The following is a 24,055-nucleotide window of genomic DNA, read 5'->3' on the forward strand; positions in this document are numbered from 1 at the left end:
CCCCCCCATCTGCGGCAGGGGTGCGAGCTTCCGCACGCAATCGGGCACATCGCTCCCGCGCCATCCCGGCCCCGTCCCCGACGCGTCGCGGCCCCGTTCCGCTCCCATGCCGCAACGAGGCCGGCACGTATAATCGCTGCCATGTCCGCGCCACCCTCCTCTCCTGCCTCCGCCGCCGCATTTCCCGCATCGGGCACCACCCCGGGTGCCGACCCGCGTGCAGACCGCCCGCAGCGCCGCCTGGCCCCCTCACGCCCGATCCGCCCGCTGCCCGATCAGCTGGTCAGCCAGATCGCGGCCGGCGAGGTGGTCGAGCGCCCGGCCTCGGTGGTCAAGGAGCTGCTGGAGAACGCGCTGGACGCCGGCGCGACGCAGTTGTCGGTGCGGCTCGAGGAAGGCGGCGTACGCCGCATCGTGATCACCGACAACGGCTGCGGCATCCCGGCCGAGGAGCTCTCGGTCGCGCTGATGCGCCATGCCACCAGCAAGATCGCCTCGCTCGATGAGCTCGAATCGGTGCTGACGCTGGGCTTTCGGGGCGAGGCGCTGGCCTCGATCGCCTCGGTCTCGCAGCTGGTGCTGACCAGCCGCACGGCGAACTGCCCCCACGCCAGCCAGATCCATGCGGACACCGGCGCGCTGCAGCCCGCCTCGGGTGGGGTCGGCACCACCGTCGACGTGCAGCACCTGTATTTCAATACGCCGGCCCGCCGCAAATTCCTGAAGAGCGAACAGACCGAGCTCGGCCATTGCCTCGAGGTGATCCGGCGCATCGCACTGGCCCGGCCCGACGTCACGCTGTCGGTCCATCACAACGGCAAGCCGATGGAGCACTGGAATGCGGGCGATGTCGCCACGCGTACCGCGCAGGTGCTCGGCAGCGAATTCGCCCGGGCGCGGCTGCCGCTGGAAGAACAGGCCGGCGAGCTCGCGCTGTACGGCTTCGCCGGATTGCCGACCGCCTCGCGCGGCCGTCCCGACCAGCAGTTCTTCTTCGTCAATGGCCGCTTCGTCCGCGACAAGCTGCTGACGCACGCGGTGCGCAGCGCCTATCAGGACGTGCTGCACGGCGACCGTTTCCCTTCGTACGTGCTGTGCCTGGACCTGCCGCCCGAGCTGGTCGACGTCAACGTGCACCCGTCCAAGATCGAGGTGCGCTTCCGCGAATCGCGCGCGGTCCATCAGTTCGTCTACCACGCGGTGCAGCGCTGCCTGGCGCGCCAGGCGGGCGAAAACGGCGACAGCCTGCATACCGGCGACGACGGCATCGGTCATGGCGGCCAGGCCCCGGCGCTGCGCGTCGCCGCCACCAGCCCCGCGCAGCCGGGCGGTCGCCCCTGGGTCGATTACACCGCGGCCGCGCGCCAGACCGAGCTCGGTATCGCGCAGCCGCGGCAGGCGTATCTGGGCATGGTCCGCGATGCGCTGTCGCCGGCCGGCCAGCGCTTCACGCCATCGAGCCAGCCGCCCGCATGGCTGGCCGATGCGCGCGCCGCCCGCGCGGACGAACCGCCGTCGCTGCTCGACCGTGCGCCGATGCACGGCGTGGGCGCCGGCGACGGCCAACAGGACGACGCCGGCGACCATCCGCTCGGCTATGCGATTGCCCAGCTGCACGGCATCTACGTGCTGGCGCAGAACGCGCGCGGCCTGGTGCTGGTCGACATGCACGCCGCGCACGAGCGCATCCTGTACGAGCAGATCAAGACCGCGCTCGACGCGCGCCAGATGACGGTGCAGCCGCTGCTGATTCCGGTCACGCTGCCGGCCAGCCCGGTCGAGATCGGCGCCGCCGAGGAACACCAGGACACGCTGGCGCTGCTGGGCTTCGACATCGCGCCGGTCTCGCCGACCACGCTGGCGGTGCGCGCGATTCCGGCGCTGCTGAAGCAGGCCGACGCCGAGGCGCTGGCGCGCGACGTGCTGCGCGACCTGCATGCCTATGGCGGTTCGCGCGTGCTGGCCGAGCGCCAGAACGAACTGCTGGCGACGCTGGCCTGCCACAGCGCCGTGCGCGCCAACCGCAAGCTGACCGTCGAGGAAATGAACGCGCTGCTGCGCCAGATGGAACAGACGGAGCGCGCCGACCAGTGCAACCATGGCCGGCCGACCTGGGTCCAGCTGACCGTGGCCGAGCTGGACCGGCTGTTCCTGCGCGGCCAGTAAGGCCGCGCGCTGTCGTTGTCCGCTTCGTCGTTGTCCGCTTCGTCGTTGTCCGCTTATTCCATGGCCTCCGCCTCGCCCGCTCCCATCGTCTGCCTGCTCGGCCCCACCGCCTCGGGCAAGACCGCGGCCGCCCTGGCGCTGGCCGCACGCGCGCCGATCGAGATCATCAGCATGGATTCGGCGCTGGTCTATCGCGAGATGGACATCGGCACCGCCAAGCCCTCTGCCGCCGAACTGGCCGCGGTGCCGCACCATCTGATCGACATCATCGATCCGGCCGACAGCTATTCGGCCGCGCAATTCGTCGCCGATACCAATGCGCTGATCGACGCGATCCGCGCGCGCGGCCGCGAGCCGCTGATCGTCGGCGGCACCATGCTCTATTACAAGGCGCTGACCCAGGGCCTGAACGACCTGCCGCAGGCCGATCCGCAGGTGCGCGCCGAGCTCGACAAGCTGGCCGAGCAGCGCGGCTGGCCGGCGTTGCATGCGATGCTGGCCGAGGTCGATCCGGTCACGGCGGCGCGGCTGGCGCCCAACGACGCACAGCGCATCCAGCGCGCGCTGGAGATCCACCGGCTGACCGGCCGTCCAATGTCGGCGCTGCTGGCACGCCAGGCCGATGCGCGCACCTTCGACGGCGCGGCCGGCGCGCGCTTTCGCGCGATCGCGCTGGAGCCGTCGGACCGCGCGGTGCTGCACGCGCGCATCGAGGCCCGCTTCGACGCGATGCTCGCCGGCGGGCTGCTGGACGAGGTCGAACGCCTGCGGGCACGCGGCGACCTGCATCCGGGACTGCCATCGATCCGCTGCGTCGGCTACCGGCAGGTCTGGGAATATCTGGACGGCCTCTGCGACTTCGCCACGATGCGCGAGCGCGGCATCGCGGCGACGCGCCAGCTGTGCAAGCGGCAGCTGACGTGGCTGCGCTCGACGCCCGAGCGGCTGGTGGTCGATTGCCTGGCGCCGGACTATGTCGAGCAGGTCGCGCGGCTGGCGCAGCCGGGCCCGTAGCCGACGGCACGGCGAGCGCGCGATAATCGCGGCTTCGTCCCGTCCGGGCTACTACATTCAAATTCCGCCGCCATGACCGCCACCGCCTTCACGCTGCGCCCCGCCACCGCCGACGACTGCGACACGCTGCTGCGCCTGATCGCCGAGCTCGCCGAGTACGAGAAGCTGACCCATCTGGTCGAGGCCACGCCCGAGAAACTGCGCCGGACGCTGTTCGGCGCGCGCCCGCTGGCCGAGGCCGTGCTGGCCGAGGTGCCCACGCCCGAAGGCCCGCGCGCGATCGGCTTCGCGCTGTTCTTCCATAACTACTCGACGTTCCTGGCCAAGCCCGGCCTCTATCTGGAGGACCTGTATGTCGAGCCGGCCTGGCGCGGCCACGGCATCGGCAAGGCCCTGCTGATCCATCTGGCGGGACTGGCGGTCGAGCGCGGCTGCGGCCGTTTCGAATGGACCGTGCTGGACTGGAACACGCCGTCGATCGACTTCTATCGCGCGATGGGCGCCAGCGTGCTGCCGGACTGGCGCATCTGCCGGGTTACCGGCGAGGCGTTGACGGCGATGGCGGGGAAGTCAGCCTGACGGCGCGGGCATGAACAAGCGGGCTTGAACAAACGGGCTTGAAGAAGCGGGCGTGAACAAGCGGGCTTGAAGAAGCGGGCGTGAACAAGCGGGCTTGAACAAACGGGCCTGGACAAGCCGGCCTGCCTCGACACGGGCAGCGACGCGCCCAAACGAAAACAGGCGGATGCCAAAGCATCCGCCTGTTTTTTTGTCCCAACGCCGGGAGGATCAGACCACCGTGGTCAGACCACCACGGTCGGCGCCTGCCCCTCCTCGCGTTCGCGGATCTCGCCGATCTGCCACACCGCCTCGCCGGCGGCCTGCAGATGCCGGATCGCGCGTTCGGCGTCTTCCTTGGCCACGATCACCACCATGCCGATGCCGCAGTTGAACACGCGGTGCATCTCGTCGTCGGCGACGCGGCCCTGGGCCTGCAGCCACTGGAACAGCGGCGGCAGCGTCCAGGCATCGCGCTGCAGCACCGCGGTGACTTCCTTGGGCAGCACGCGCGGCACGTTCTCGGTCAGGCCGCCACCGGTGATGTGGGCCATGCCCTTGACCGGGAGCGTCTCGATCAGCGACAGCAGCGGCTTCACGTAGATGCGCGTCGGCGCCATGATGGCGTCCTGCAGGCGCTGGCCGTGGAAATCGGCCTCCAGGTCCGGCTTGGCGACCTCGATGATCTTGCGCACCAGCGAATAGCCGTTCGAATGCGCGCCCGACGAGGCCAGGCCCAGCACCACATCGCCCGGCACGATGGTGGTGCCGTCGATGATGCGGCTCTTCTCGACCGCGCCGACCGCGAAGCCGGCCAGATCGTATTCGCCGTCCGGGTACATGCTCGGCATTTCCGCGGTCTCGCCGCCGATCAGCGCGCAGCCGGCCAGTTCGCAGCCATGGGCGATGCCCTGGATCACGGTGGCGGCGGTATCGACGTCCAGCTTGCCGCAGGCGAAATAGTCGAGGAAGAACAGCGGCTCGGCGCCCTGCACCAGGATGTCGTTGACGCTCATCGCGACCAGATCCTGGCCCACGGTGTCGTGGCGGTTCAGCTGGAAGGCCAGCTTCAGCTTGGTGCCGACGCCGTCCGTGCCGGACACCAGCACCGGCTCCTTGAACTTGCGCGACAACTCGAACAGCGCGCCGAAGCCCCCGATGCCGGCCATCACGCCCTCGCGCATGGTGCGCTTGGCGAAGGGCTTGATACGGTCGACGAGCGCGTCGCCCGCATCGATGTCAACGCCGGCATCGCGGTACGAAAGGCCTGCCTGGCCGGAAGTGGGGGCTGCGCTCATGGAATTCTGCGGGTCCTGGATGGTGGAAATGACGACACTCGGGCGAGTCGGATCACGCGTCGGACCACGCACAAGTGAGGAATGCGGCCCTCGCGGCGCCGGTTGGCGGGTCGCGAGTCCAGTAGAATCGCGATTTTAACGGATACCGGGTGTCGGCTTCCAGTTGCATCGGCTTGTGCCGTGCAAACCCGCCGCCGCCGGGCGACGACCCGCGCTTGCCGCGCGTCCTCGGCTTTCCTTTTGCTGGTCTCTTTCAGCTGGTCTCTTTTTACCGGTCATTCCCCCACTGTCCCGATGAACGCCCCCCTGCTGTCCCACGAGGCCAAGCGCATTCTGCTCTGGGTCGCGCTCGGCGTCGCGCTGTTCGCCACGCTGCTGGCGCTGGCGCCGGTGCTGTCGCCCTTCCTGTTCGCGTTCATCTTCGCCTACATCCTGAACCCCGGCGTCGATTGGCTGCAGCGGCACAAGGTGCCACGGGTGATTGCCGTCTCGCTGATGATCCTGCTGCTGATCGTCGTCGTGGTGTTGCTGGTGCTGCTGGTCATCGCCGTGCTCCAGCGCGAGATTCCGCAGTTGCGCGAGCAGCTGCCCGAACTGCTGAAGAAACTCAATTCGGTGGTGGCCCCGCGCTTGTCCGAACTCGGCGTGCGCGTGCGCTTCGACTTCCCGGGGCTGCGCCGCATGATGTCGGAGCGCTTCGCCGCCAGCCCGGAGGACCTGCTGGCGGTGCTGCTGACCTATGTGCGCGTCTCCGGCACCGCGCTGATCACCTATGGCGGGCTGGCGCTGCTGGTGCCGATCGTCATGTTCTATCTGCTGATGGACTGGCACATGGTGATGCGCCGCATCGAGGGCCTGGTGCCGCGCCGCTGGGTGCCCAAGGTGCGCGAGCTGACCGCCGAGACCGACGCGCTGCTGTCGCAGTATCTGCGCGGGCAGATCGTGGTGATGCTGATCCTGGCCGCCTTGTATTCGATCGGCCTGACCATCGCCGGCTTCGAGATCGCGATCCCGATCGGCGTGTTCACCGGCCTGGCGGTCTTCATCCCCTATATCGGCTTCGGCTTCGGCCTGGCGCTGGCGATCGTCGCGGCGCTGCTGCAGTTCGGCAATCTGTACGGGCTGGGCGCGGTCGCCCTGGTCTACGGCATCGGCCAGTTCGTCGAGAGCTTCTATCTGACGCCGCGCCTGGTGGGCGACCGAATCGGGTTGCATCCGCTGGTGGTGATCTTCGCGCTGCTGGCCTTCGGGCAGCTGTTCGGCTTCTTCGGCGTGCTGCTGGCGCTGCCGACCTGCGCGGTCCTGCTGGTCGGCGCCCGCCAGTTGCGGCGGCTGTATGTGACAAGCGACCTCTACCGGAAGTAATCGATACGCCATGTCTCCGCGCCCCAAGCAACTGTCGCTCGAACTGGGCAGCCCGCCACCGTCGACCTTCGAGAACTTCTTCGTGTCGGCCAACCGCGAACCGGTGCAGCGGCTGCGCGAGCTGCCGGGCGCGGTGGCGCAGGAGCGCGCCGCCGACCGGCTGATCTATCTGTGGGGCGAGACCGGCTCGGGCCGCACCCATCTGCTGCACGCGCTGTGCGACGCCGGCGCCCATGCCGGCCTGCGCTGCCGCTATCTGAGCCCGCACCACGCGCTGGCCGATTTCATCTTCGATCCGAGCTGCCAGCTGTACACGGTCGACGACGTCGACCTGCTCGACGAGGCCCGCCAGATCGCGGTGTTTTCCCTGTATAACGAGGTGCGCGCGCACGTGCGCACCGCGCTGGTGGTGGCCGGCAGCCTGGCTCCTGTCACCATGCCGGTGCGCGAGGACCTGCGCACCCGGCTCGGCTGGGGCCTGGTCTACCAGCTCGCGCCGCTGTCGGACGACGACAAGATGGCCGCGCTGGTGCAGGCCGCGCGCGAACGCGGGCTGCAGCTGTCCCCCGAAATCCCGCACTGGCTGGTGACGCGCCACTATCGCGACATGCCCAGCCTGATGGCGCTGCTGGACGCGCTCGATACCTATTCGCTCGAACGCAAGCGGGCGGTGACGCTGCCGCTGCTGCGCGAAATGTTCGCCGAGTTGCGTGAATAGCGCGCGGGCCGGCCGGAAGCCCTACACACCGGCCCACACGCCGGCCCGCGCAGCGGCCTCAAACACCGGCTCGCACGCGGCCCGCCCCCTGGCACGCTCCCTGCAATCGGCCGCCAAGCCGGCCGTCATCCCCTTAAGGTAAAATCGCCGCCCATGAATCTGGCATTGTTCGACCTCGACCACACCCTGATCCCGACCGACAGCGACCACGAATGGGGCCGCTTTCTGGTCCGTCTTGGCGTGGTCGACGAGGAAACCTATCGTCGCAAGAACGACGAGTTCTACGGCCACTACAAGGCCGGCACCCTCGATATCCAGGCCTTCCTGAAGTTCGCGCTGGCCCCGCTGGCGGCCCATCCGCGCGAGCGCCTGAACGCCTGGCGCCAGCAGTTCATGCACGAAGTGATCGAGCCGGCCATCACGCCGCAGGCGCGCGCGCTGGTCTACAAGCATCTGGACGCCGGCGACCTGTGCGCCATCGTCACGGCGACCAACAGCTTCGTCACCGCGCCGATCGCCGCCGCCTTCGGCATCAAGCACCTGATCGCCACCGAACCCGCCACCGCCGACGGCCTGGCCGAGAGCGCCTACACCGGCGAGGTGTTCGGCATCCCGAGCTTCCGCGAAGGCAAGATCGCCCGCGTCGAGGCCTGGCTGAAGGAACAGGGCGCGCGCTGGCAGGACTTCGCCACCACCACTTTCTACAGCGATTCGATGAACGACCTGCCGCTCTTGGCCAAGGTCACCGAGCCGATCGCCACCAACCCGGACGAGCGCCTCCGCCATCATGCCGCCGCGGCCGGCTGGCGCATCATGGACCTGTTCTGACGTGATCAAGAAGCTTATCAACCGGCTGCTGGGCAAGCCCGGGCCCAAGCAGCGACGCCTCGGCCGCGCCCACACACCGCGCATCATCAGCGCCGACGAGCACCAGATCGATCCCACGCTGCTGTCGCGCAACGCGGTCAAGGTCACCAGCACGCTGCAGCAGGCCGGCTACCAGGCCTTCATCGTCGGCGGCGCGGTGCGCGACCTGCTGCTCGGCATCAAGCCCAAGGACTTCGACGTGGCGACCAACGCCACGCCTGACCAGGTGCAGGCGCTGTTCCGCCGCTCGCGCATCATCGGCCGGCGCTTCCAGATCGTGCACGTGACCTTCTACGGCGGGCGCGAGCAGGAAATCATCGAGGTGTCGACCTTCCGCGCGCTGGTCGACGCGGTGGCCAGCGAAACGCTGCCCGAAGGCCGCCGGCTCAAGCGCGCCGAACTGGACAACAAGACCCACGCGATCGACGCCTCCGGCCGGGTGCTGCGCGACAACGTCTGGGGCTCGCAGGCGGAGGACGCCGAACGGCGCGACTTCACCATCAATGCGATGTACTACGACCCGGCCGAGCAGACCGTGCACGACTACCACCACGGCATGGAAGACATGCGGGCGCGCACGCTGCGGATGATCGGCGATCCGGTCACCCGCTATCGCGAGGACCCGGTGCGGATGCTGCGCGTGGTGCGGTTCGCCGCCAAGACCGGCTTCGACATCGACGAGGCCACGCGCCAGCCGATCGCCGACCTGGCCTCGCTGATCCACAACGTGCCGAGCGCGCGCCTGTTCGACGAAATGCTCAAGCTGCTGATGTCGGGCCACGCCTGGGCCTCGCTGCAGGAGCTGCGCAAGGCCGGCCTGCACAAGGGCCTGCTGCCGCTGCTCGACGTCGCGATCGAACAGCCGCTGGGCCAGCGCTTCGTGCAGCTGGCGCTGGACAACACCGACCGCCGCGTGCAGGCCGGCAAGCCGGTTTCGCCGGGCTTCCTGTTCGCCGCGCTGCTGTGGCACCACGTGCTGCAGCGCTGGAAGTCGCTGCGCGAAGGCGGCGAGCATCCGATCGCGGCGCTCAATGCGGCGATGGACGACGTGCTCGAGCGGCAGACCGGCCAGCTGGCCATCCAGCGCCGCTTCGTCACCGACATGCGCGACATCTGGGGCATGCAGCCGCGCTTCGAGAAACGCGTCGGCCGCATGCCGTTCCGCCTGCTGGAATCGCCGCGCTTCCGCGCCGGCTTCGACTTCCTGCAGCTGCGCTGCGAGGCCGGTGAGATGCCGGCCGAACTGGCGACCTGGTGGCTGGACTTCCAGAACGCCGACTCCGAAGGCCGCGAGAATCTGATCGAAGCGGCACGCGCCTCCGGCACCGCCGGCAGCGAGGGTCCGGCGCGCAAGAAGCGCCGTCGGCGGCCGGCGCGGAAATCGGATAAAGTTTCCCCCCGGGATGAGACGGACGCGGCAGCCGACCAGCAAGGCGGCGCGCGCGGCCAGCCGGAGGAAACCGAATGACACTGGCCTTCATCGGCATCGGCGCCAATCTGGGCGACGCAAGACAAGCCGTCAAGGATGCCATCGTCTGCCTGGCGCAGCAGGTCGGCATCCGGATCGTGGCGCGATCCTCGCTGTACCGCAGCGCGCCGGTCGATGCCGGCGGCGACGATTACTACAATGCGGTGGTCAAGCTGGAGACCAGCTTCACGGCCGCCCAGCTGCTGGTCATCTGCCACCATATCGAAGACCAGTTCGGCCGCGAGCGGCCCTTTCGCAATGCACCGCGCACGCTGGACCTGGACCTGCTGGTGTTCGGCGACGAAATGCATGACGGCGCGCAACTGACCGTGCCGCATCCGCGCGTCGCGGCGCGCGCGTTCACGCTGGTGCCGCTGCTCGAGCTCGAACCCGAGCTGGTGATTCCGGGCCTGGGCCGCGCGGCCGACCATCTGCCCGCGGTCGCGGGCCAGCGCATCGACAAAGTTTCCTTCTGCCAATGTACGCGCCAAGCGGAATCTCCCCGTTCTTCCTGACTGCCGGCCTGCTGACGCTGTCCAATGTGTTCATGACCTTCGCGTGGTACGGCCACCTGAAGGACCTGGGCAGCCGCCCCTGGTATATCGCGGCGATCGTCAGCTGGGGCATCGCGCTGTTCGAGTACCTGCTGCAGGTGCCGGCCAACCGGATCGGTTTCCAGCATGGCATCTCGCTGGCGCAACTGAAGATCCTGCAGGAAGCGATCACGCTGACGGTGTTCGTGCCGTTCTCGCTGCTGTACATGCAGCAAAGCTTCAAGTGGGACTACGTGTGGGCGGCGCTGTGCATGGTCGGTGCCGTCTATTTCATCTTCCGCAGCTGACGGCCCCGCCCGTTCCGGGCGCCGGCCAGCGGACCTCCGAGGCACAACGATGAGCTATCTCCTGGAACCCTCCCGCAAGTCCATCACGATCCCCAAGCTGCAGGCGATGCGCGCCGCCGGCGAAAAGATCGTGATGCTGACCGCGTACGACTCGAGCTTTGCCGCGCTGCTCGACCACTGCGGCGTCGAGGTGATCCTGATCGGCGATTCGCTGGGCAACGTGATGCAGGGCCAGCAGACCACGCTGCCCGTCACGCTGGAACAGATGGCGTACCACACCGAATGCGTGGCGCGCGGCAACCAGACCGCGCTGGTCGTCACCGACCTGCCCTTCGGCACCTACGGCACGCCCGAGCAGGCCTTCGCCAGCGCCGTGACGCTGATGCGCGCCGGCGCGCAGATGGTCAAGCTCGAAGGCGGCGAGTGGCTGGCGCCGACCGTCCGCTTCCTGGTCGAGCGCAGCATTCCGGTGTGCGCGCATATCGGGCTGACGCCGCAGTCGGTGCATGCCTTCGGTGGCTTCAAGGTACAGGGCAAGACCGACGCGAGCGCGGCCCAGCTGCGCCGCGACGCCGAGGCGCTGCAAAGCGCCGGCGCCCAGCTGATCGTGATGGAAGCGGTGCCGGCCGCGCTGGCCGCCACCGTGACCAGCCAGCTGGAGATTCCGACCATCGGCATCGGCGCCGGCGTGGATTGCTCGGGCCAGGTGCTGGTGCTGCAAGACATGCTGAACATCTATCCCGGCCGCAAGGCGAAGTTCGTGCGCAACTTCATGGAAGGCCAGACCTCGATCGAGGCCGCGATCCGCGCCTATGTCGCCGCGGTCAAGGACGGCAGCTTCCCCGCGCCCGAACACACCTTCTCGGCCTGACGCCGCCCGATGGAGATCGGCGCCGCCACCGCGACCGCCTTCGCGCTGCTCGCCGGCGGCGATCCCGCGCTGTGGGAGATCGTCTGGACCTCGCTGAAGGTCGCCTTCGCCGGGCTGGCCATCGCCACCGCCCCGGCGATCGGCGCCGCCTACCTGATCGCCACCCATGACTTCCCCGGCCGGCGGCTGGTGGTGGTGCTGGCGCAGGCCTTCCTGTCGTTTCCGACCGTGCTGGTCGGCCTGATCCTCTATCTGCTGCTGACGCGCCAGGGGCCGCTGGGCAGCCTCGGGCTGCTGTTCACACCCACCGGCATGGTGATCGGCCAGGCCGTGATCGGCTTTCCGGTGGTGCTGGCGTTCGCGCTGTCGACGCTGCAGGGCGCCGATGCGCGGCTGCGCGAGACCGCCTGGGTGCTGGGCGCCGGCGCCTGGCGCACCTTCTTCACCGTACTGCGCGAGCTGCGCTTCGGCCTGATGGCGGCGGTGGTCGCCGGCTTCGGCCGCGTGATCGCGGAAGTGGGCTCGGCGCTGATGATCGGTGGCAATATCGAAGGCTCGACCCGTACCATCACCACCGCGATCGCCCTGGAGACCAGCAAGGGCGAATTCGCCCAGGGCATCGCGCTTGGCATCGTGCTGGTGGCCCTCGCGCTGCTGGTCAACGTGCTGCTGGCGTGGTTGCAGGGCGCCGGAGGATTTCGCCGATGAATGCACCGGAGCCGGATCGGAACCGCCCCGCCGGGGACGCGCTGGCGCCGCCGCTGCTGGTGGTGCGCGGGCTGCGCCGCCGCATCGGCGCGCGAGCGCTGTTCGATATCGACGCGCTGGCCTTTCCGCGCGCTACCGCGGTGGTGCTGACCGGCGTCAACGGCGCCGGCAAGACCACGCTGCTGCGGATGATCGCCGGCCTTGAACCCGCGCCCGGCGCCACCGTCGACTGGACCGGCGCCGACGGCCGGCCGTGCAGCGCCTCGCTCGATCCGCTGCCGCTCGCGCTGCGCCAGCGCATCGCCTACATGCATCAGCATCCCTACCTGTTCCGTACCTCGGTGCGCGAGAACATCGCCTACGGGCTGCATGCGCGCGGACTGCCGGCCGACGAGGTCGCGCGCCGCGTCGGCGCCGCGCTGGGCTGGGCCGGTATCACGCATGTCCAGGACACCGCGCCCGACCGCCTGTCCGGCGGCGAAATCCAGCGCGTGGCGCTGGCCCGCGCCAAGGTGCTCGAGCCGGACCTGCTGCTGCTCGACGAGCCGACCTCGAACCTGGACGGCCACGCGCGCGAACAGGTGATCGCGCTGGTGCGCGAGCTTGCCGCCGAAGGGCGGACCGTGGTGATGATCTGCCACGACCGCGACCTGATCAATCTGCCCGGCGTGGTGCGCTGGAAGCTGACCGACGGGCGGCTCGACACCCATCACCGCTAGGGCTTTTCTGCGGGCAAGCGCAGCATGGCGGGCAGCACGCCGCGCAGCGCGTTGGCGATCGCCAGTTCGTCGGCGCGCAGCAGCATCTCGCGCGTGATCGGGCTCTCGACCACCGTTCCGCCGAGATAGCCAACGCCATCGCGCAGCACCTCGTTACGCATCACGCCCGGCAGGATGTCCGCCGACAGCGGCGGCGTCAGCCAGCGGCCGTCGACGCGCACGAAGACCGAGCTGCGTCCCCCTTCCAGCAGTTCGCCACGCGTGTTGAAGAACAGGCTGTCGAAAGCGCCGATGCGCTCGGCTTCGCGCCAACCGGCGTCGAAGGTGTCGCGCGCGCTGGTCTTGTGCCGGCGCAAGGGATCGGCGACAGGCAAGGCGACGTCGGCGACGATCAGGCCCACCGGTCCTTGCGGCAACGGGGCCAGCGCACCGGAGGTGCATCGCAGCGTTCCGGCCTTGTCCAGCGTGAGCCGTAGCCGCGCGGGACCTTGTGCGAGGGCTGCCGCCTCCCGCGCGATCGCCTCGCGCACCGCTTGCTGATCGAAACGAAAACCGAAACACGCCGCTGACGCACGCAGCCGGTCCAGATGCGCATCTAGCCGCAGGCAGCGGCCCTGCTCCACGCGCATCGTCTCGATCAACGTGAAGCCCGGATCGTGCCCCGTCAGGAAGCGCGCCTTCCAGCCGCATTCGGCGTATTCGTCGGCGGCAACGCTGTCGTGCACGATGCCGCTGCCGACACCCATTTCGCATGCCCTCAGGCCGTCGTCGCGGCGCGGACCGAGCACCAGCGTGCGGATCGCCACGGACAAGGCCGCCTGTCCCAGCGTTTCGCCCGGTTCGGGCGCATCGACCCAGCCGATCGCGCCGGTATAGAGGCCGCGCGGGGCGCGCTCCAGCTCGGCGATGATCTCCATGGTCCGGCGCTTCGGCGCACCGGTGATCGAGCCGCACGGAAACAGCGCGGCCAGCAGGCCGGCCAGCGTGGTCCCGGCGCGAGCGGTGGCCGTCACCGTCGAAGTCATTTGCAGGACCTGGCCGAACGGCTGCACGGCGAAGCGTTCCGGCACCTGCACCGTACCCGGCTGCGCGACCCTGCCGAGATCGTTGCGCAGCAGGTCAACGATCATCACGTTCTCGGCCCGGTTCTTGTCGTCCGCCGCCAGCGCGGCCGCGGCTTCGGCATCGCGCTTCGCATCGCCGCTGCGCAAGGCGGTGCCCTTCATCGGCCGGGTCACCAGCTTGCCGCCGCCGTCATGACGGAAGAACAGCTCGGGCGATAGCGACAGCACCCAGTGATCGGCGGGCAGCCTGGCCAGCGCGCCATACGGCACCGGCTGCGCGCGGCGCAAGTCCCGATAAAAAGCGATCGGATCGCCAAAGGATGCGAAGCGCAGGCGCTGCGTGAAATTGACCTGATAGGTATCGCCGGCCTCGATCCATTCGTGGATGCGGGCGATGGCCGCGTGGAAGCTGCGTTCGTCGGTATCCGAGCGGACCTGCATCGCGCCGGCGGGCGCGGTGGTGTCGCAATGTTCATCGAGCCAGCGCCCGATCTTCGCCGCATCGCACACCGTCTTGGACGCGAACCACAGGACGCGCATCCCGCCATCGGCAAACGGATTGTCGGCTCTGGGCTGCGCCAGCGTCGGCACCCGAACCAGGGGCGCGCCGAATTCGTAAGGGGCGAACAGGCAGGCATGCCAACCTTCCCTCCACCCGTCTTTCAGGCTCGGCTCCAAATGCTCCAGTGCACCCGCCGGCACGACGTCCATGCGCATGAAGCCGGTATAGAGCCGGCACGTCGCTCCCTCGCCCGTGGCCTCGTCGAACAGGACGAACGGCGCGCCAGGGTCGATCCGAGGCAGGAAGGACGAAGCGGAATGGCCTGAGCTAGGGGACAACGTGGACATCGGGCGGCAGGGTTAGGGAACGCCTTGGGCGCGGCTTCGGGCCGGCAGACAAAAGAGAGGCCACATTATCGCCCGCGATGAACCCGCCTTCGCAATTCGCTCGCGGGACAACCACCGCTCGACGTCGCCGTCCGCGCGCCTTCCCACAAGCGCACAGTCTTCGTCGTTGCCAGCAAAAACAACTCTCCGCCGTTTTTTATAGCGAGGTCTGCCCAATGCGCGGATCGTTGCCGCCATGCCGTCCGCAGTGATGGCGAAAAAAGAAAACGGGACCGTCGCCCCGTGCATGACGCACGGGACTGAAACCGCTACGGGGGAGAGATGGGAGCCAGGACATCTACCATCAAGTGTGCGCGCCTCGAGGACTTGGCCACCGTCCCAAGGTCAGAGAAGGAACCGCTGCTCCGGGTTCGTGAAGGCGACATCGGCTATGTGAATGTACAAGTCGAGGGCCACGAATACCTGGTCACCAGAACCGGCCAGTTCGGCGTTCAGGTCTGCCGACTCGATATCGAAGATCTCCCGCTCGCCACGCGATTCTTCCAGGCCATCAAGGAGTTCTTTACTCACCGAGTTGCCGATTTTTTTCAACTCCGCGGTGTAGGCAGCCGGTCCTATCGGATCGGCAAGGCAGTCGAAAGCTGGACGGGATTTGCGGATGGGCAGGAGAAGGCGGAGGGGCCGCCGAGCGTACTGGCGCCAACAGTCAGTATCCAGACGCCCGGTAAAAAAACGACGGAAGGCCAGTCCAACTACGCCGTCGTGCATTTGGCAAACCATGGTACGCGGCCGGCGGGCAAGATCAAGATTTCGACAGCGTGCAAGCCTCTGAGCGAACGCGATTACGCGTGGCGAAATGGCTTGCTCTGTCGGCTCTTTGGGCCAGCAACGAAATTGCAGGCTGGAGCAGCGCCAGAATTGGATGACGAAGCTTGCCGAACGGAACTCACGGCAGCCTTCGACCTCGCCGGCGAAGACGCACAGCAGGCATTTGCGCGGCTATATGAAACGATGCTCGCCATGGTTGGCGTCCAGGGGGCCGCGGTTGCCAATGCTGGCAGTGCGAACGTGCCGCTCGTTACACGCGCAAAGCTGCTGTTGCTTGGATGCGCAATCTCGACCCACGTCTGTGCCGAACAAACGCCACGGAAACGGTCACCGCAGGAAGCAGCCGAGGTGCTCGGCATGCTGGGCTCTTCTTGGCATCAGTTGAGCGACCACAGTGAGGCAGCGATTCAATGCTGGCAGGCCGCTCGTCGGCTATCTCGTTGCGAGCTTGGCCTTCAGATGCTCCTGGAGCTGATCGGCCGGCCCACGGATTTGCCGGAGCCGGTCGTGGAACAGTGGCAAGCGGCATTGCGGATCTATCTTCAAGCGTGCGATTACTTGAGCTCCCGTAGTGATGCGGCCCGCCACGAGGACGCGCGCCGTGGATCGGCAAACGCCGACGGCAACATCGCAAGCGAACTTGATGCCCTGCGGGCCTGGACCGGACATCCCATCGGCGCCGCCGAATATGCCGCGGCCATGCTGGCCGATGCAAACCATCGACGGGAGAACCGGCTGGCGTATCGCGCGTTGATCGGTGCCGTCAAGCTGATGCAGATTCTCGCGTTGGCCGATCCTGCATGGATGAAGGCCCAGCGCCGAGCGATGGAGGGCGCAGGTTCGGTGCCATCCTTGGCGGCACCGTTGTCGAAAGACGAAGTCGTGGCGCTCGCCTTGTGGCGTAACGGCTTCCGCGACGACCTGGATGATGGCCTGCTCGCACAATTTCAGCACCTGCTCAACAAGCTGGTATTGGAGTGGCTGCCGCGCAGGCGCGTCGATCTGCTGACGGGTGTCGAGAACGAGCTGATGCCCGACGAATCACCCGTTGCCTTGGCGTTGGGTGATCCGATGACGCAGGCAGTCACCCGAAGAACCGTGACGCAGCAGAGCCAGGACTACCACACGGCAATGGGCCGGATGACACGATTGCTGGTGTTGCATTTCAAGATGGTCGCGGGGATTCCGTTGCTTCAGCATGAGGTATTGTTGCGGGATGTTTTGGGATTCGGGGATGAAGTACGGAAACTTGGTTTATCGGTAGAAGCCGCTGCGCAGTTGGAGCTGGAACTCGAGCAGATATTGAATCGACTCGACAACGTGATACGGACGATTGAGGTAGATAGTGAGTTTCAGAACTACTCAGAGCATGATGTCCGCAGGTTGCATCACCACCTCCACATTCAAGGCGATGCCAAGACACGCGTAGCACGGCTGCATCAGCAACTGGTGGCCATACAAGCGCGGTATCCGAAGGCCGACTTAGCTCTCCAGTCGGAGCCATCATTCGATGGAGCGGCGGAGTACGTTACGGCCACGCAGCGAATAGTCTTCCTTGTCCGAGGTGGCCTTCTAACGCAATGGCTGTGCTCCACTGAATTCGGCATGCGTCTGCACGCATATACCGTCACGGATGCATTCAAGAGCGCCGTCATCAGCGACCTGATCGATGTTCCAGCCAATCGTCCGCATCGACTAGAAATTGAAGCGGAATTGAGCGGCATTACACGAATCGATCTAGACGTGATTGACGAATGGGCGGCGGAGGCCGGCGTGCTGAGTGCAACGTCACCGGAAGCGATCCCGGCAAGGACGGGAGTGTCTACGGAAGTGCCTGAGATATCTCGCCGCTTCCAGGAATACCGGCAGGTCGTCGCGATGCTGCGAGCCGGCCGCGACAAGGCCGATGCCGGGGTGGTACTTCCCGAAACGCCGCGCACCAGGGAAGACTTCCGACAGATCGCTAGCCATCGAATCGACACCAATCTCGGCAACGGCGCCAAGGGCAGCGTTTCGAGGACTGGGGGTGCAGGGGCGAGCGTCAGCATCGGTGCCGGCGCCTCCACCATCCTCGCCGGCCCCGTCCCCACGATAAGCGTCTCGTTCTCGCAGGCGAGTACCACCACCCGTACGGGAAGCTTCGGCATCTTGAGTAGTTCCGTCGGTGGGCAAACGATGACCGTCAGCGAGACCACGGGAGATACCGGCCAGGTCGGGGCCGGCATCAGCGTCTCCACGACGACCGCCCTGGACGTCGGTGTGGACGCAAGCTACGTCGATCGAGACGGTACCGAGATCGGCATCGCCATACGTTCCCCGGCCACCCCCGGCTCAAGAGACTGGGTAAAGACTAGCCAGGACGCCGTCAACGTCGTATTCGGCAAGAAATTGGCGAACAAGATTGAGAAAGACCTGGCTGCTGCGCCGTATCCATCGAAAGGTGACCGCGCGCTTCGAGAGCTGTGCTACCAGTGCTTTCAGCCCCTGTTGAAGGGGACACTCGCCCTGAATGTCTTTGACAACAAGACCTCATCAGAATCCGTCAATGCTGGCATTTCTGCCGGCGTTGGATTCAAGGTAAAAGAAGGGCTTCTTCAGGGCTCTCTCAATGCACGCCTGGGCAAGGAGACCGATCTGCTGACTCGCCAGACGCGGGTCGACCGGACCGGATCCACGCGGGTGGCGGTTCACGGCATTGGGGCCGGCTCCCGCTGCAGTGCGGCAGTGCGCGTGCTCGCTACCGTGCTGCCAAGTGAACTCACAAGCCATCTCAAGAGCGCCCTGTCATCAGGCGAGCTGGTGGGTACAACAGTAACTTTCAGGGAACGAGGCGCTCAACATTTTATTCGGCGAGAAACAAGGGATGGCCTCACCCAGCCTTCTTTCGCGTGGGACATCGTTTTTCGCAATGTCGACGACTTGATCGCACACTCGAACATTCCGGAAGTGCAAGAACAATGGGGTGCGTACAACGAATCGCTGACGCCTGACGCGATGAAACTGGAGCTCGACAAGTGCATGCAGTACCTGCGATTGCACACTCGGGACTCCAGGCAGACCTTCATGGTCCGGCGATATCTGGTGGACGACAAGCTCACCGAGCTCAACGCATGGACGGCATTGGCAGAAGGACTGAGCGGCGACATCTTTCCGTTTGGCGACCTGTGTGATCGCTACGCGGTGACGCAGCGCTGCTTGAGTTTGCTGACCAAGAACGAGCACTACAAGCTTGGCGGATTCGGCGCCTACACGGGCGACTTTCGCGAAGAAGAGATCGGCCTCCACGGTGGCTTGATGCTCACGGAGACCAGAACGGTATCCGTGTCGACGGAGCTGCTGTGGTTCAACGCTCGAATCTTTCCACGCGCACCGAAGTCTTTGGAGGAGACAGACGCATCGGGATCTGAAGGAACCAACCCCACGTTGCTTGTGCAGCCGCGAGAAAAGCCAGCCCGTGCGTCATATTCCCCCGAGTTGCGTAACCCGTCCCATTCCGAGGTCCAGGCGCAAGTCGGCTCCCCAATCCCATCCCAGGAATTAGACCATGCTCCACTCCTCCACTAGCCGCTCGTCACCTTTGAACACGTTAAACCCCATGGATCACGCGCGTCGGGCCTCGGCCTTCATTGCGCGTACCTGCATCGATGCATCGCCTTCAGATACGAAGTGCTTAGGACAATTCGCTATCGCGCCAAGCGGTCATTCAGCCGATGGCGTGGCGAATGCATGTAAATCCGCGAACCCGGAACCGGTGCGCAAGAGCGACATGCTGAAGACGCTGAAAGCGCGCAACCTGACTGTTCACGGCGCGCATATATATTTTCTAGGCATCCCAGCCATCTTGCTGGTGGCTTCCGCGTATGCGGCGGACAAGATAACGCGCAAAGTGTTTTTTGACACCCTCGAGCTGTTTGTCCAACACGTTCGGAGAGACTCGGACCATCCCGATGGAATTAAGCCGCACCACCTCACGCGTTTAGGAATTTCAGCAACCGATGCTCAAAAATTACCATTGCATGATTCCCGGCACGACATCGTGCTAGTGGCGGGCCTGTTGAACGGCGTAATCGACATGGAGGATTTTGAGCTGCTATACGGTCCTGGGCCCAAGGGACGGTTTTTACAACACCACTTTCCCGGCACACCAGTATTGCCTCCGCCTTCGCCCTTGGCCGATCGCTTCTACTGCCATCCCTACAACGTGCTGATAAAGGATACAAGCTACCGTCGACAAGAGTTGAAGGGGCAGATTCCGCTCATCTGTGCCGACTTGGAACAAGGCCCCGACTTCTACACTTCCACAAACCACTACAAGCTCCGCCTGCTCGCCGCCGAAAGGAAGGGCGTTCCACTGAAAGTCCTCGGCCCCTTCGACAACGAGGAATCGATGAGGCAAGCCTTTGCCGACATCTTCCATGTCGTGGCGCCCGACTACGAACCCAATGGCACCTGGCGTCAGGACGTCAAAACCTTCCGCTTCGTGGAGCCGAAGAGGATCGACTGGGTACCCCAGCAGCCGAAGACGATGGAAACGGGCACCGGACGACCTAAGCCGGACCGCAGCTGCTCGCAGCTTCTATGCAACGTCGTATGACGGCCCAGTCGGCATAGCCGGCACACAACGCCTCCCGCGCCAATAAAAAAGCCGCGCCCAACCAAGGGCGCGGCTTTTTGTCATTCCCCGCACACCGCGGGGAAGCGCGACTCAGCTAAAAAAGCTCTTGACCTTATCCAACCAGGACTGCTCCTGCGGACTATGCCGCGAGCCGCCTTCGTGGACCGAGCGATCGAACTGGCGCAGCAGTTCCTTCTGCGCCTCGGTCAGCTTGACCGGCGTCTCGACGTTGACGTGCACGTAGAGGTCGCCGGGCGTGCCAGAGCGGACGCCCTTGATGCCCTTGCCGCGCAGGCGGAAGGTGCGGCCGGTCTGGGTGCCTTCGGGAACCGGGAAGCTGGCCTTGCCATTCAGCGTCGGCACTTCGAGGTCGCCGCCCAGCGCAGCGGTGGCGTACGAGATTGGCATCTGGCAATGCAGGTCGTCGCCGTCGCGCTCGAACACCGGGTGCGGCTTGATATGGACCTCGACATAGAGGTCGCCCGGAGGGCCGCCGTTGATGCCGGGTTCGCCATTGCCGGTCGAGCGGATCCGCATGCCTTCGTCGATGCCGGCCGGGATCTTGACCTCGAGGGTCTTCTGCGTCTTGATCTTGCCCTGGCCGTGGCATTTGACGCACGGCTTGGGGATGTACTTGCCGGTGCCGTGGCACTTCGGGCAAGTCTGCTGCATCGTGAAGAAGCCCTGCGACACGCGCACCTGTCCGATGCCCTTGCAGGTGGGGCAGGTTTCGACGTGCGAGCCGGGCTCGGCGCCGTTGCCGTGGCAGTGGTCGCAATCGTCCCAGTGCGGCACGCGGATCTGCGCCTCGTGGCCGTGCGCGGCCTGCTCGAGCGTGATCTCCATGCTGTAGCGCAGGTCGGCGCCGCGATAGACCTGCGGACCGCCGCGTTGCCGCCCGCCGGCCGCCTGGCCAAAGATGTCGCCGAAGATATCGCCGAAGGCCTCGGCGAAACCGCCGTAGCCCTGGGCACCGCCGAAGCCGCCCGCCATGTTCGGGTCAACGCCCGCGTGGCCGTACTGATCGTAGGCCGCCTTCTTCTCGGGATCGGAGAGCATCTCGTAGGCCTCCTTGGCCTCCTTGAATTTCTCCTCCGCATCCTTGCTGTCCGGATTGCGGTCCGGGTGGTACTTCATCGCGAGCTTGCGATACGCCTTCTTGATGTCGTCGTCGCTCGCGTTCTTGCCCACCCCGAGCACTTCGTAGTAGTCACGTTTTGCCATGGTGGCTCAAACCCTGATTGGCCGACCGGTGCGCACATGCGCGCCGGTCGACGAATAGCAAAAAGCCGAGCGGGGAAATCCGACGGCGCCGGCCCGCAGGTCCGCGCTTGGTCCGATATCCGCCGCCCGGCGTCGGGACAGGCATGGCGCCGGCGCAAGGCCCGCGCCATCCCATGTCCGTCGCATTACTTCTTGTCGTTGACTTCCTTGAACTCGGCATCCACGACGTTGTCGTCCTGCGGCTGCGCTTCGTGCGCACCGCCGGCCGCGCCAGCGCCGGCACCAGCCCCCGCGGCGCCGGTTTCGCCGGCCTTGGCCTGCATGTCGGCGTAGACCTTCTCGCCCAGCTTCTGGCTGACCTCGGACAGCGTCGCGACCTTGGCGTCGATCTCGGTCTTGTCGCCGCCGCGTGCGGCGTCTTCCAGTTCCTTGATCGCAGCCTCGATCTTTTCCTTCTCGCCCGACTCCAGCTTGTCTCCGTACTCGGTCAGCGCCTTGCGGGTCGAGTGCACCAGCGCGTCGGCCTGGTTGCGCGCGTCGGCCAGTTCGCGGGCCTTGCGGTCTTCCTCGGCGTTGGCCTCGGCGTCCTTGACCATGCGCTGGATCTCTTCTTCCGACAGGCCCGAATTCGCCTTGATGGTGATCCGGTTTTCCTTGCCGGTCGCCTTGTCCTTGGCGCCGACGTGCAGGATGCCGTTGGCGTCGATGTCGAACGACACCTCGATCTGCGGCATGCCGCGCGGCGCCGGAGCGATGCCTTCCAGGTTGAACTCGCCCAGCAGCTTGTTGCCGCTGGCCATCTCGCGCTCGCCCTGGTAGACCTTGATGGTCACCGCCGGCTGGTTGTCGTCGGCCGTCGAGAACACCTGCGCATGCTTGGTCGGGATCGTGGTGTTCTTGCTGATCATCTTGGTCATCACGCCGCCCAGCGTCTCGATGCCCAGCGACAGCGGGGTCACGTCGAGCAGCAGCACATCCTTGCGATCGCCGGACAGCACCGAGCCCTGGATCGCCGCGCCAACCGCAACGGCTTCATCCGGGTTCACGTCCTTGCGGGCATCGCGGCCGAAGAACTCGCGCACCTGCTCCTGCACCTTGGGCATGCGGGTCATGCCGCCGACCAGGATCACGTCGTCGATATCGCTGACCTTGACGCCGGCGTCCTTGATCGCGATGCGGCACGGTTCGATGGTGCGCGTGATCAGTTCCTCGACCAGCGCTTCGAACTTGGCGCGCGTGATCTTCAGGTTCAAGTGCTTCGGACCCGAGGCGTCGGCCGTGATGTACGGCAGATTGATTTCCGTCTGCTGCGAGCTCGACAGTTCGATCTTGGCCTTCTCGGCCGCTTCCTTCAGGCGCTGCAGCGCGAGCACGTCCTTGGACAGGTCGACGCCCTGCTCCTTCTTGAACTCGGCGATGATGTAGTCGATCAGGCGCTGGTCGAAGTCCTCGCCGCCGAGGAAGGTGTCGCCGTTGGTCGACAGCACTTCGAACTGCTTCTCGCCGTCGACATCCGCGATCTCGATGATCGAGATGTCGAAGGTACCGCCGCCGAGGTCATACACCGCGATCTTGCGGTCGCCCTTCTCGTTCTTGTCCATGCCGAAGGCCAGCGCGGCCGCGGTCGGCTCGTTGATGATGCGCTTGACCTCCAGGCCGGCGATGCGGCCCGCGTCCTTGGTGGCCTGACGCTGGGCGTCGTTGAAGTACGCCGGCACGGTGATGACCGCTTCGGTCACCGGCTCGCCGAGGTAGTCCTCGGCGGTCTTCTTCATCTTGCGCAGCACTTCGGCCGAGACTTGCGGCGGGGCCAGCTTCTGGTCGCGCACCGACACCCAGGCGTCGCCGTTGTCGGCCTTGACGATCGAGTACGGCATCAGGCCGATGTCCTTCTGGACTTCCTTCTCTTCGAACTTGCGGCCGATCAGCCGTTTGACGGCGTACAGGGTGTTGCGGGGATTGGTCACTGCCTGGCGCTTGGCGGGGGCGCCGACCAGGATCTCGCCGTCTTCCATGTAGGCGATGACCGAGGGGGTGGTACGCGCCCCTTCCGAGTTCTCGATCACCTTGGGCGTGTTGCCCTCCATGATCGCGACGCAGCTGTTGGTGGTACCGAGGTCGATACCGATGATCTTACCCATTTATTCTCTCCTCTTGAGCCATCGCTATCCGCGCGGCCTCAACTCAACCTGAGGCCGAAGTGTGGCCGGCCGGCACCTTTTCAAGGGCGGAACCGGCAAATCCGAGTAATTTTGTTGGTTTTTAGGGCGCCGGGCGCCGGCGCCGCCGGGGGCGAGAATCGGCCCGAACCGTCACTTATGTCAAATCAATTCTTGCGGCCGCGTTGCCATTGCACGTCGGTCTGCCCACCGGCCCGGTTGGCGACGCGCGCCAGCACGAACAGCAGGTCCGACAGTCGGTTCAGGTACTGGCGGGGCGCCTCATTGACCGCTTCGACCGCGCCGAGGGCGACCAGCGCCCGTTCGGCCCGCCGGCAGACGGTGCGGCAGACATGGGCCAGCGCCGCCGCGCGGGTGCCGCCCGGCAGAATGAACTCGGCCAGCCGGGGCAGATCGGCGTTGTAGTGCGCCAGCCAGTCGTCGAGTTGGGCGACCTGCTCGGGCTTGACCAGGGTGTATCCAGGGATCGACAGCTCCCCGCCCAGATCGAACAGGTCGTGCTGGATGTGCAGCAGCGCCGCGCGGATGTCGTCGGGCAGCGCCTCGGTCAGCAGCACGCCGAGCTGTGCGTTCAGTTCGTCCACCTCGCCGATGGCGGCGATGCGCAGGCTGTCCTTGCCGGTACGGCTGCCGTCCCCCAGTCCGGTGGTGCCCGCATCGCCGGTGCGGGTGGCGATCCGGCTCAATCGATTGCCCATGGAA

Annotated in this window: 19 protein-coding genes; 14 read left to right on the plus strand and 5 right to left on the minus strand. The window is 66.2% G+C overall.

Going from position 1 to position 24,055, the window contains the following annotated elements; genetic code table 11:
- Positions 1–141: 141 nt before the first annotated feature.
- The 3 genes from mutL to KZ686_RS00605 all read left to right on the plus strand — a co-directional run bounded on the left by mutL (position 142) and on the right by KZ686_RS00605 (position 3,759).
- The gene (mutL, locus tag KZ686_RS00595) at positions 142–2,166 is read left to right on the plus strand and encodes a DNA mismatch repair endonuclease MutL (protein ID WP_265632831.1); all 2,025 of its coding nucleotides are present in this window, start codon (positions 142–144) and stop codon (positions 2,164–2,166) included.
- A 60-nt stretch (positions 2,167–2,226) separates the two neighbouring features.
- Positions 2,227–3,180 (plus strand): tRNA (adenosine(37)-N6)-dimethylallyltransferase MiaA, encoded by a 954-nt coding sequence (miaA, locus tag KZ686_RS00600; RefSeq protein WP_265632832.1) that lies wholly within the window; start codon positions 2,227–2,229, stop codon positions 3,178–3,180.
- 72 nt (positions 3,181–3,252) lie between these two features.
- The gene (locus tag KZ686_RS00605; protein WP_149316690.1) at positions 3,253–3,759 is read left to right on the plus strand and encodes a GNAT family N-acetyltransferase; all 507 of its coding nucleotides are present in this window, start codon (positions 3,253–3,255) and stop codon (positions 3,757–3,759) included.
- 224 nt (positions 3,760–3,983) lie between these two features.
- On the opposite strand, the gene purM is transcribed toward KZ686_RS00605, so the two are convergent.
- On the minus strand, positions 3,984–5,036 hold the full coding sequence (purM, locus tag KZ686_RS00610) for a phosphoribosylformylglycinamidine cyclo-ligase (RefSeq protein WP_006578916.1): 1,053 nt from the start codon (positions 5,034–5,036) through the stop codon (positions 3,984–3,986).
- 294 nt (positions 5,037–5,330) lie between these two features.
- On the opposite strand from purM, the gene KZ686_RS00615 reads away from it, so the two are divergent.
- The 9 genes from KZ686_RS00615 to KZ686_RS00655 all read left to right on the plus strand — a co-directional run bounded on the left by KZ686_RS00615 (position 5,331) and on the right by KZ686_RS00655 (position 12,593).
- Positions 5,331–6,401 (plus strand): AI-2E family transporter, encoded by a 1,071-nt coding sequence (locus KZ686_RS00615; protein ID WP_149316688.1) that lies wholly within the window; start codon positions 5,331–5,333, stop codon positions 6,399–6,401.
- A 10-nt stretch (positions 6,402–6,411) separates the two neighbouring features.
- Complete coding sequence (gene hda / locus KZ686_RS00620) at positions 6,412–7,119, plus strand: DnaA regulatory inactivator Hda (protein WP_064576515.1); 708 nt, start codon at positions 6,412–6,414, stop codon at positions 7,117–7,119.
- A gap of 153 nt (positions 7,120–7,272) precedes the next feature.
- Positions 7,273–7,947: a histidinol-phosphatase gene (locus KZ686_RS00625; protein WP_006578919.1), complete on the plus strand. Its 675-nt coding sequence runs from the start codon at positions 7,273–7,275 to the stop codon at positions 7,945–7,947.
- A 1-nt stretch (position 7,948) separates the two neighbouring features.
- Positions 7,949–9,454, plus strand: a complete 1,506-nt coding sequence (pcnB, locus tag KZ686_RS00630) for a polynucleotide adenylyltransferase PcnB (RefSeq protein WP_149316686.1) — start codon at positions 7,949–7,951, stop codon at positions 9,452–9,454.
- Positions 9,451–9,969, plus strand: a complete 519-nt coding sequence (folK, locus tag KZ686_RS00635; RefSeq protein ID WP_149316685.1) for a 2-amino-4-hydroxy-6-hydroxymethyldihydropteridine diphosphokinase — start codon at positions 9,451–9,453, stop codon at positions 9,967–9,969. Before pcnB ends, folK begins: the two co-directional genes overlap by 4 nt.
- Entirely contained in the window at positions 9,933–10,295 is a 363-nt protein-coding gene (locus KZ686_RS00640) for a DMT family protein (protein WP_149316684.1), read from the plus strand. Before folK ends, KZ686_RS00640 begins: the two co-directional genes overlap by 37 nt.
- A gap of 49 nt (positions 10,296–10,344) precedes the next feature.
- A complete protein-coding gene (gene panB, locus KZ686_RS00645; RefSeq protein WP_149316683.1) occupies positions 10,345–11,166 on the plus strand; it encodes a 3-methyl-2-oxobutanoate hydroxymethyltransferase in 822 nt (273 codons plus the stop codon).
- 9 nt (positions 11,167–11,175) lie between these two features.
- Positions 11,176–11,874 (plus strand): ABC transporter permease, encoded by a 699-nt coding sequence (locus KZ686_RS00650; RefSeq protein ID WP_149316682.1) that lies wholly within the window; start codon positions 11,176–11,178, stop codon positions 11,872–11,874.
- Positions 11,871–12,593, plus strand: coding sequence for an ATP-binding cassette domain-containing protein (locus KZ686_RS00655; RefSeq protein WP_265632833.1), 723 nt, complete (start codon positions 11,871–11,873; stop codon positions 12,591–12,593). The genes KZ686_RS00650 and KZ686_RS00655 overlap by 4 nt, the downstream gene beginning before the upstream one ends.
- On the opposite strand, the gene KZ686_RS00660 is transcribed toward KZ686_RS00655, so the two are convergent.
- Positions 12,590–14,506, minus strand: coding sequence for a chorismate-binding protein (locus tag KZ686_RS00660; protein ID WP_407648498.1), 1,917 nt, complete (start codon positions 14,504–14,506; stop codon positions 12,590–12,592). The genes KZ686_RS00655 and KZ686_RS00660 overlap by 4 nt on opposite strands.
- Before the next feature lie 366 nt (positions 14,507–14,872).
- On the opposite strand from KZ686_RS00660, the gene KZ686_RS00665 reads away from it, so the two are divergent.
- Entirely contained in the window at positions 14,873–18,898 is a 4,026-nt protein-coding gene (locus KZ686_RS00665; protein ID WP_265632834.1) for a hypothetical protein, read from the plus strand.
- Complete coding sequence (locus KZ686_RS00670) at positions 18,879–19,928, plus strand: hypothetical protein (RefSeq protein WP_265632835.1); 1,050 nt, start codon at positions 18,879–18,881, stop codon at positions 19,926–19,928. The genes KZ686_RS00665 and KZ686_RS00670 overlap by 20 nt, the downstream gene beginning before the upstream one ends.
- 111 nt (positions 19,929–20,039) lie before the next feature.
- On the opposite strand, the gene dnaJ is transcribed toward KZ686_RS00670, so the two are convergent.
- The 3 genes from dnaJ to KZ686_RS00685 all read right to left on the minus strand — a co-directional run bounded on the left by dnaJ (position 20,040) and on the right by KZ686_RS00685 (position 24,051).
- A complete protein-coding gene (dnaJ, locus tag KZ686_RS00675; RefSeq protein ID WP_006575623.1) occupies positions 20,040–21,173 on the minus strand; it encodes a molecular chaperone DnaJ in 1,134 nt (377 codons plus the stop codon).
- A 185-nt stretch (positions 21,174–21,358) separates the two neighbouring features.
- Positions 21,359–23,314, minus strand: a complete 1,956-nt coding sequence (dnaK, locus tag KZ686_RS00680) for a molecular chaperone DnaK (RefSeq protein WP_149316678.1) — start codon at positions 23,312–23,314, stop codon at positions 21,359–21,361.
- A 185-nt stretch (positions 23,315–23,499) separates the two neighbouring features.
- The gene (locus tag KZ686_RS00685; RefSeq protein WP_053822473.1) at positions 23,500–24,051 is read right to left on the minus strand and encodes a cob(I)yrinic acid a,c-diamide adenosyltransferase; all 552 of its coding nucleotides are present in this window, start codon (positions 24,049–24,051) and stop codon (positions 23,500–23,502) included.
- Positions 24,052–24,055: the final 4 nt, after the last annotated feature.

Source organism: Cupriavidus cauae (assembly GCF_026210475.1).
Classification (GTDB): Bacteria; Pseudomonadota; Gammaproteobacteria; order Burkholderiales; family Burkholderiaceae; genus Cupriavidus; species Cupriavidus cauae.

Excerpts from the sequence above, each read along its gene's own strand:
- KZ686_RS00625 (WP_006578919.1), top strand. The coding sequence starts at position 7,273 with ATGAATCTGGCATTGTTCGACCTCGACCACACCCTGATCCCGACCGAC.
- folK (WP_149316685.1), top strand. The coding sequence starts at position 9,451 with ATGACACTGGCCTTCATCGGCATCGGCGCCAATCTGGGCGACGCAAGA.
- purM (WP_006578916.1), bottom strand. The coding sequence starts at position 5,036 with ATGAGCGCAGCCCCCACTTCCGGCCAGGCAGGCCTTTCGTACCGCGAT.
- miaA (WP_265632832.1), top strand. The coding sequence starts at position 2,227 with ATGGCCTCCGCCTCGCCCGCTCCCATCGTCTGCCTGCTCGGCCCCACC.
- KZ686_RS00655 (WP_265632833.1), top strand. The coding sequence starts at position 11,871 with ATGAATGCACCGGAGCCGGATCGGAACCGCCCCGCCGGGGACGCGCTG.
- dnaJ (WP_006575623.1), bottom strand. The coding sequence starts at position 21,173 with ATGGCAAAACGTGACTACTACGAAGTGCTCGGGGTGGGCAAGAACGCG.
- KZ686_RS00660 (WP_407648498.1), bottom strand. The coding sequence starts at position 14,506 with ATGTCCACGTTGTCCCCTAGCTCAGGCCATTCCGCTTCGTCCTTCCTG.
- KZ686_RS00650 (WP_149316682.1), top strand. The coding sequence starts at position 11,176 with ATGGAGATCGGCGCCGCCACCGCGACCGCCTTCGCGCTGCTCGCCGGC.
- KZ686_RS00640 (WP_149316684.1), top strand. The coding sequence starts at position 9,933 with ATGTACGCGCCAAGCGGAATCTCCCCGTTCTTCCTGACTGCCGGCCTG.
- KZ686_RS00670 (WP_265632835.1), top strand. The coding sequence starts at position 18,879 with ATGCTCCACTCCTCCACTAGCCGCTCGTCACCTTTGAACACGTTAAAC.
- mutL (WP_265632831.1), top strand. The coding sequence starts at position 142 with ATGTCCGCGCCACCCTCCTCTCCTGCCTCCGCCGCCGCATTTCCCGCA.
- KZ686_RS00605 (WP_149316690.1), top strand. The coding sequence starts at position 3,253 with ATGACCGCCACCGCCTTCACGCTGCGCCCCGCCACCGCCGACGACTGC.
- hda (WP_064576515.1), top strand. The coding sequence starts at position 6,412 with ATGTCTCCGCGCCCCAAGCAACTGTCGCTCGAACTGGGCAGCCCGCCA.
- panB (WP_149316683.1), top strand. The coding sequence starts at position 10,345 with ATGAGCTATCTCCTGGAACCCTCCCGCAAGTCCATCACGATCCCCAAG.
- dnaK (WP_149316678.1), bottom strand. The coding sequence starts at position 23,314 with ATGGGTAAGATCATCGGTATCGACCTCGGTACCACCAACAGCTGCGTC.
- KZ686_RS00685 (WP_053822473.1), bottom strand. The coding sequence starts at position 24,051 with ATGGGCAATCGATTGAGCCGGATCGCCACCCGCACCGGCGATGCGGGC.
- KZ686_RS00615 (WP_149316688.1), top strand. The coding sequence starts at position 5,331 with ATGAACGCCCCCCTGCTGTCCCACGAGGCCAAGCGCATTCTGCTCTGG.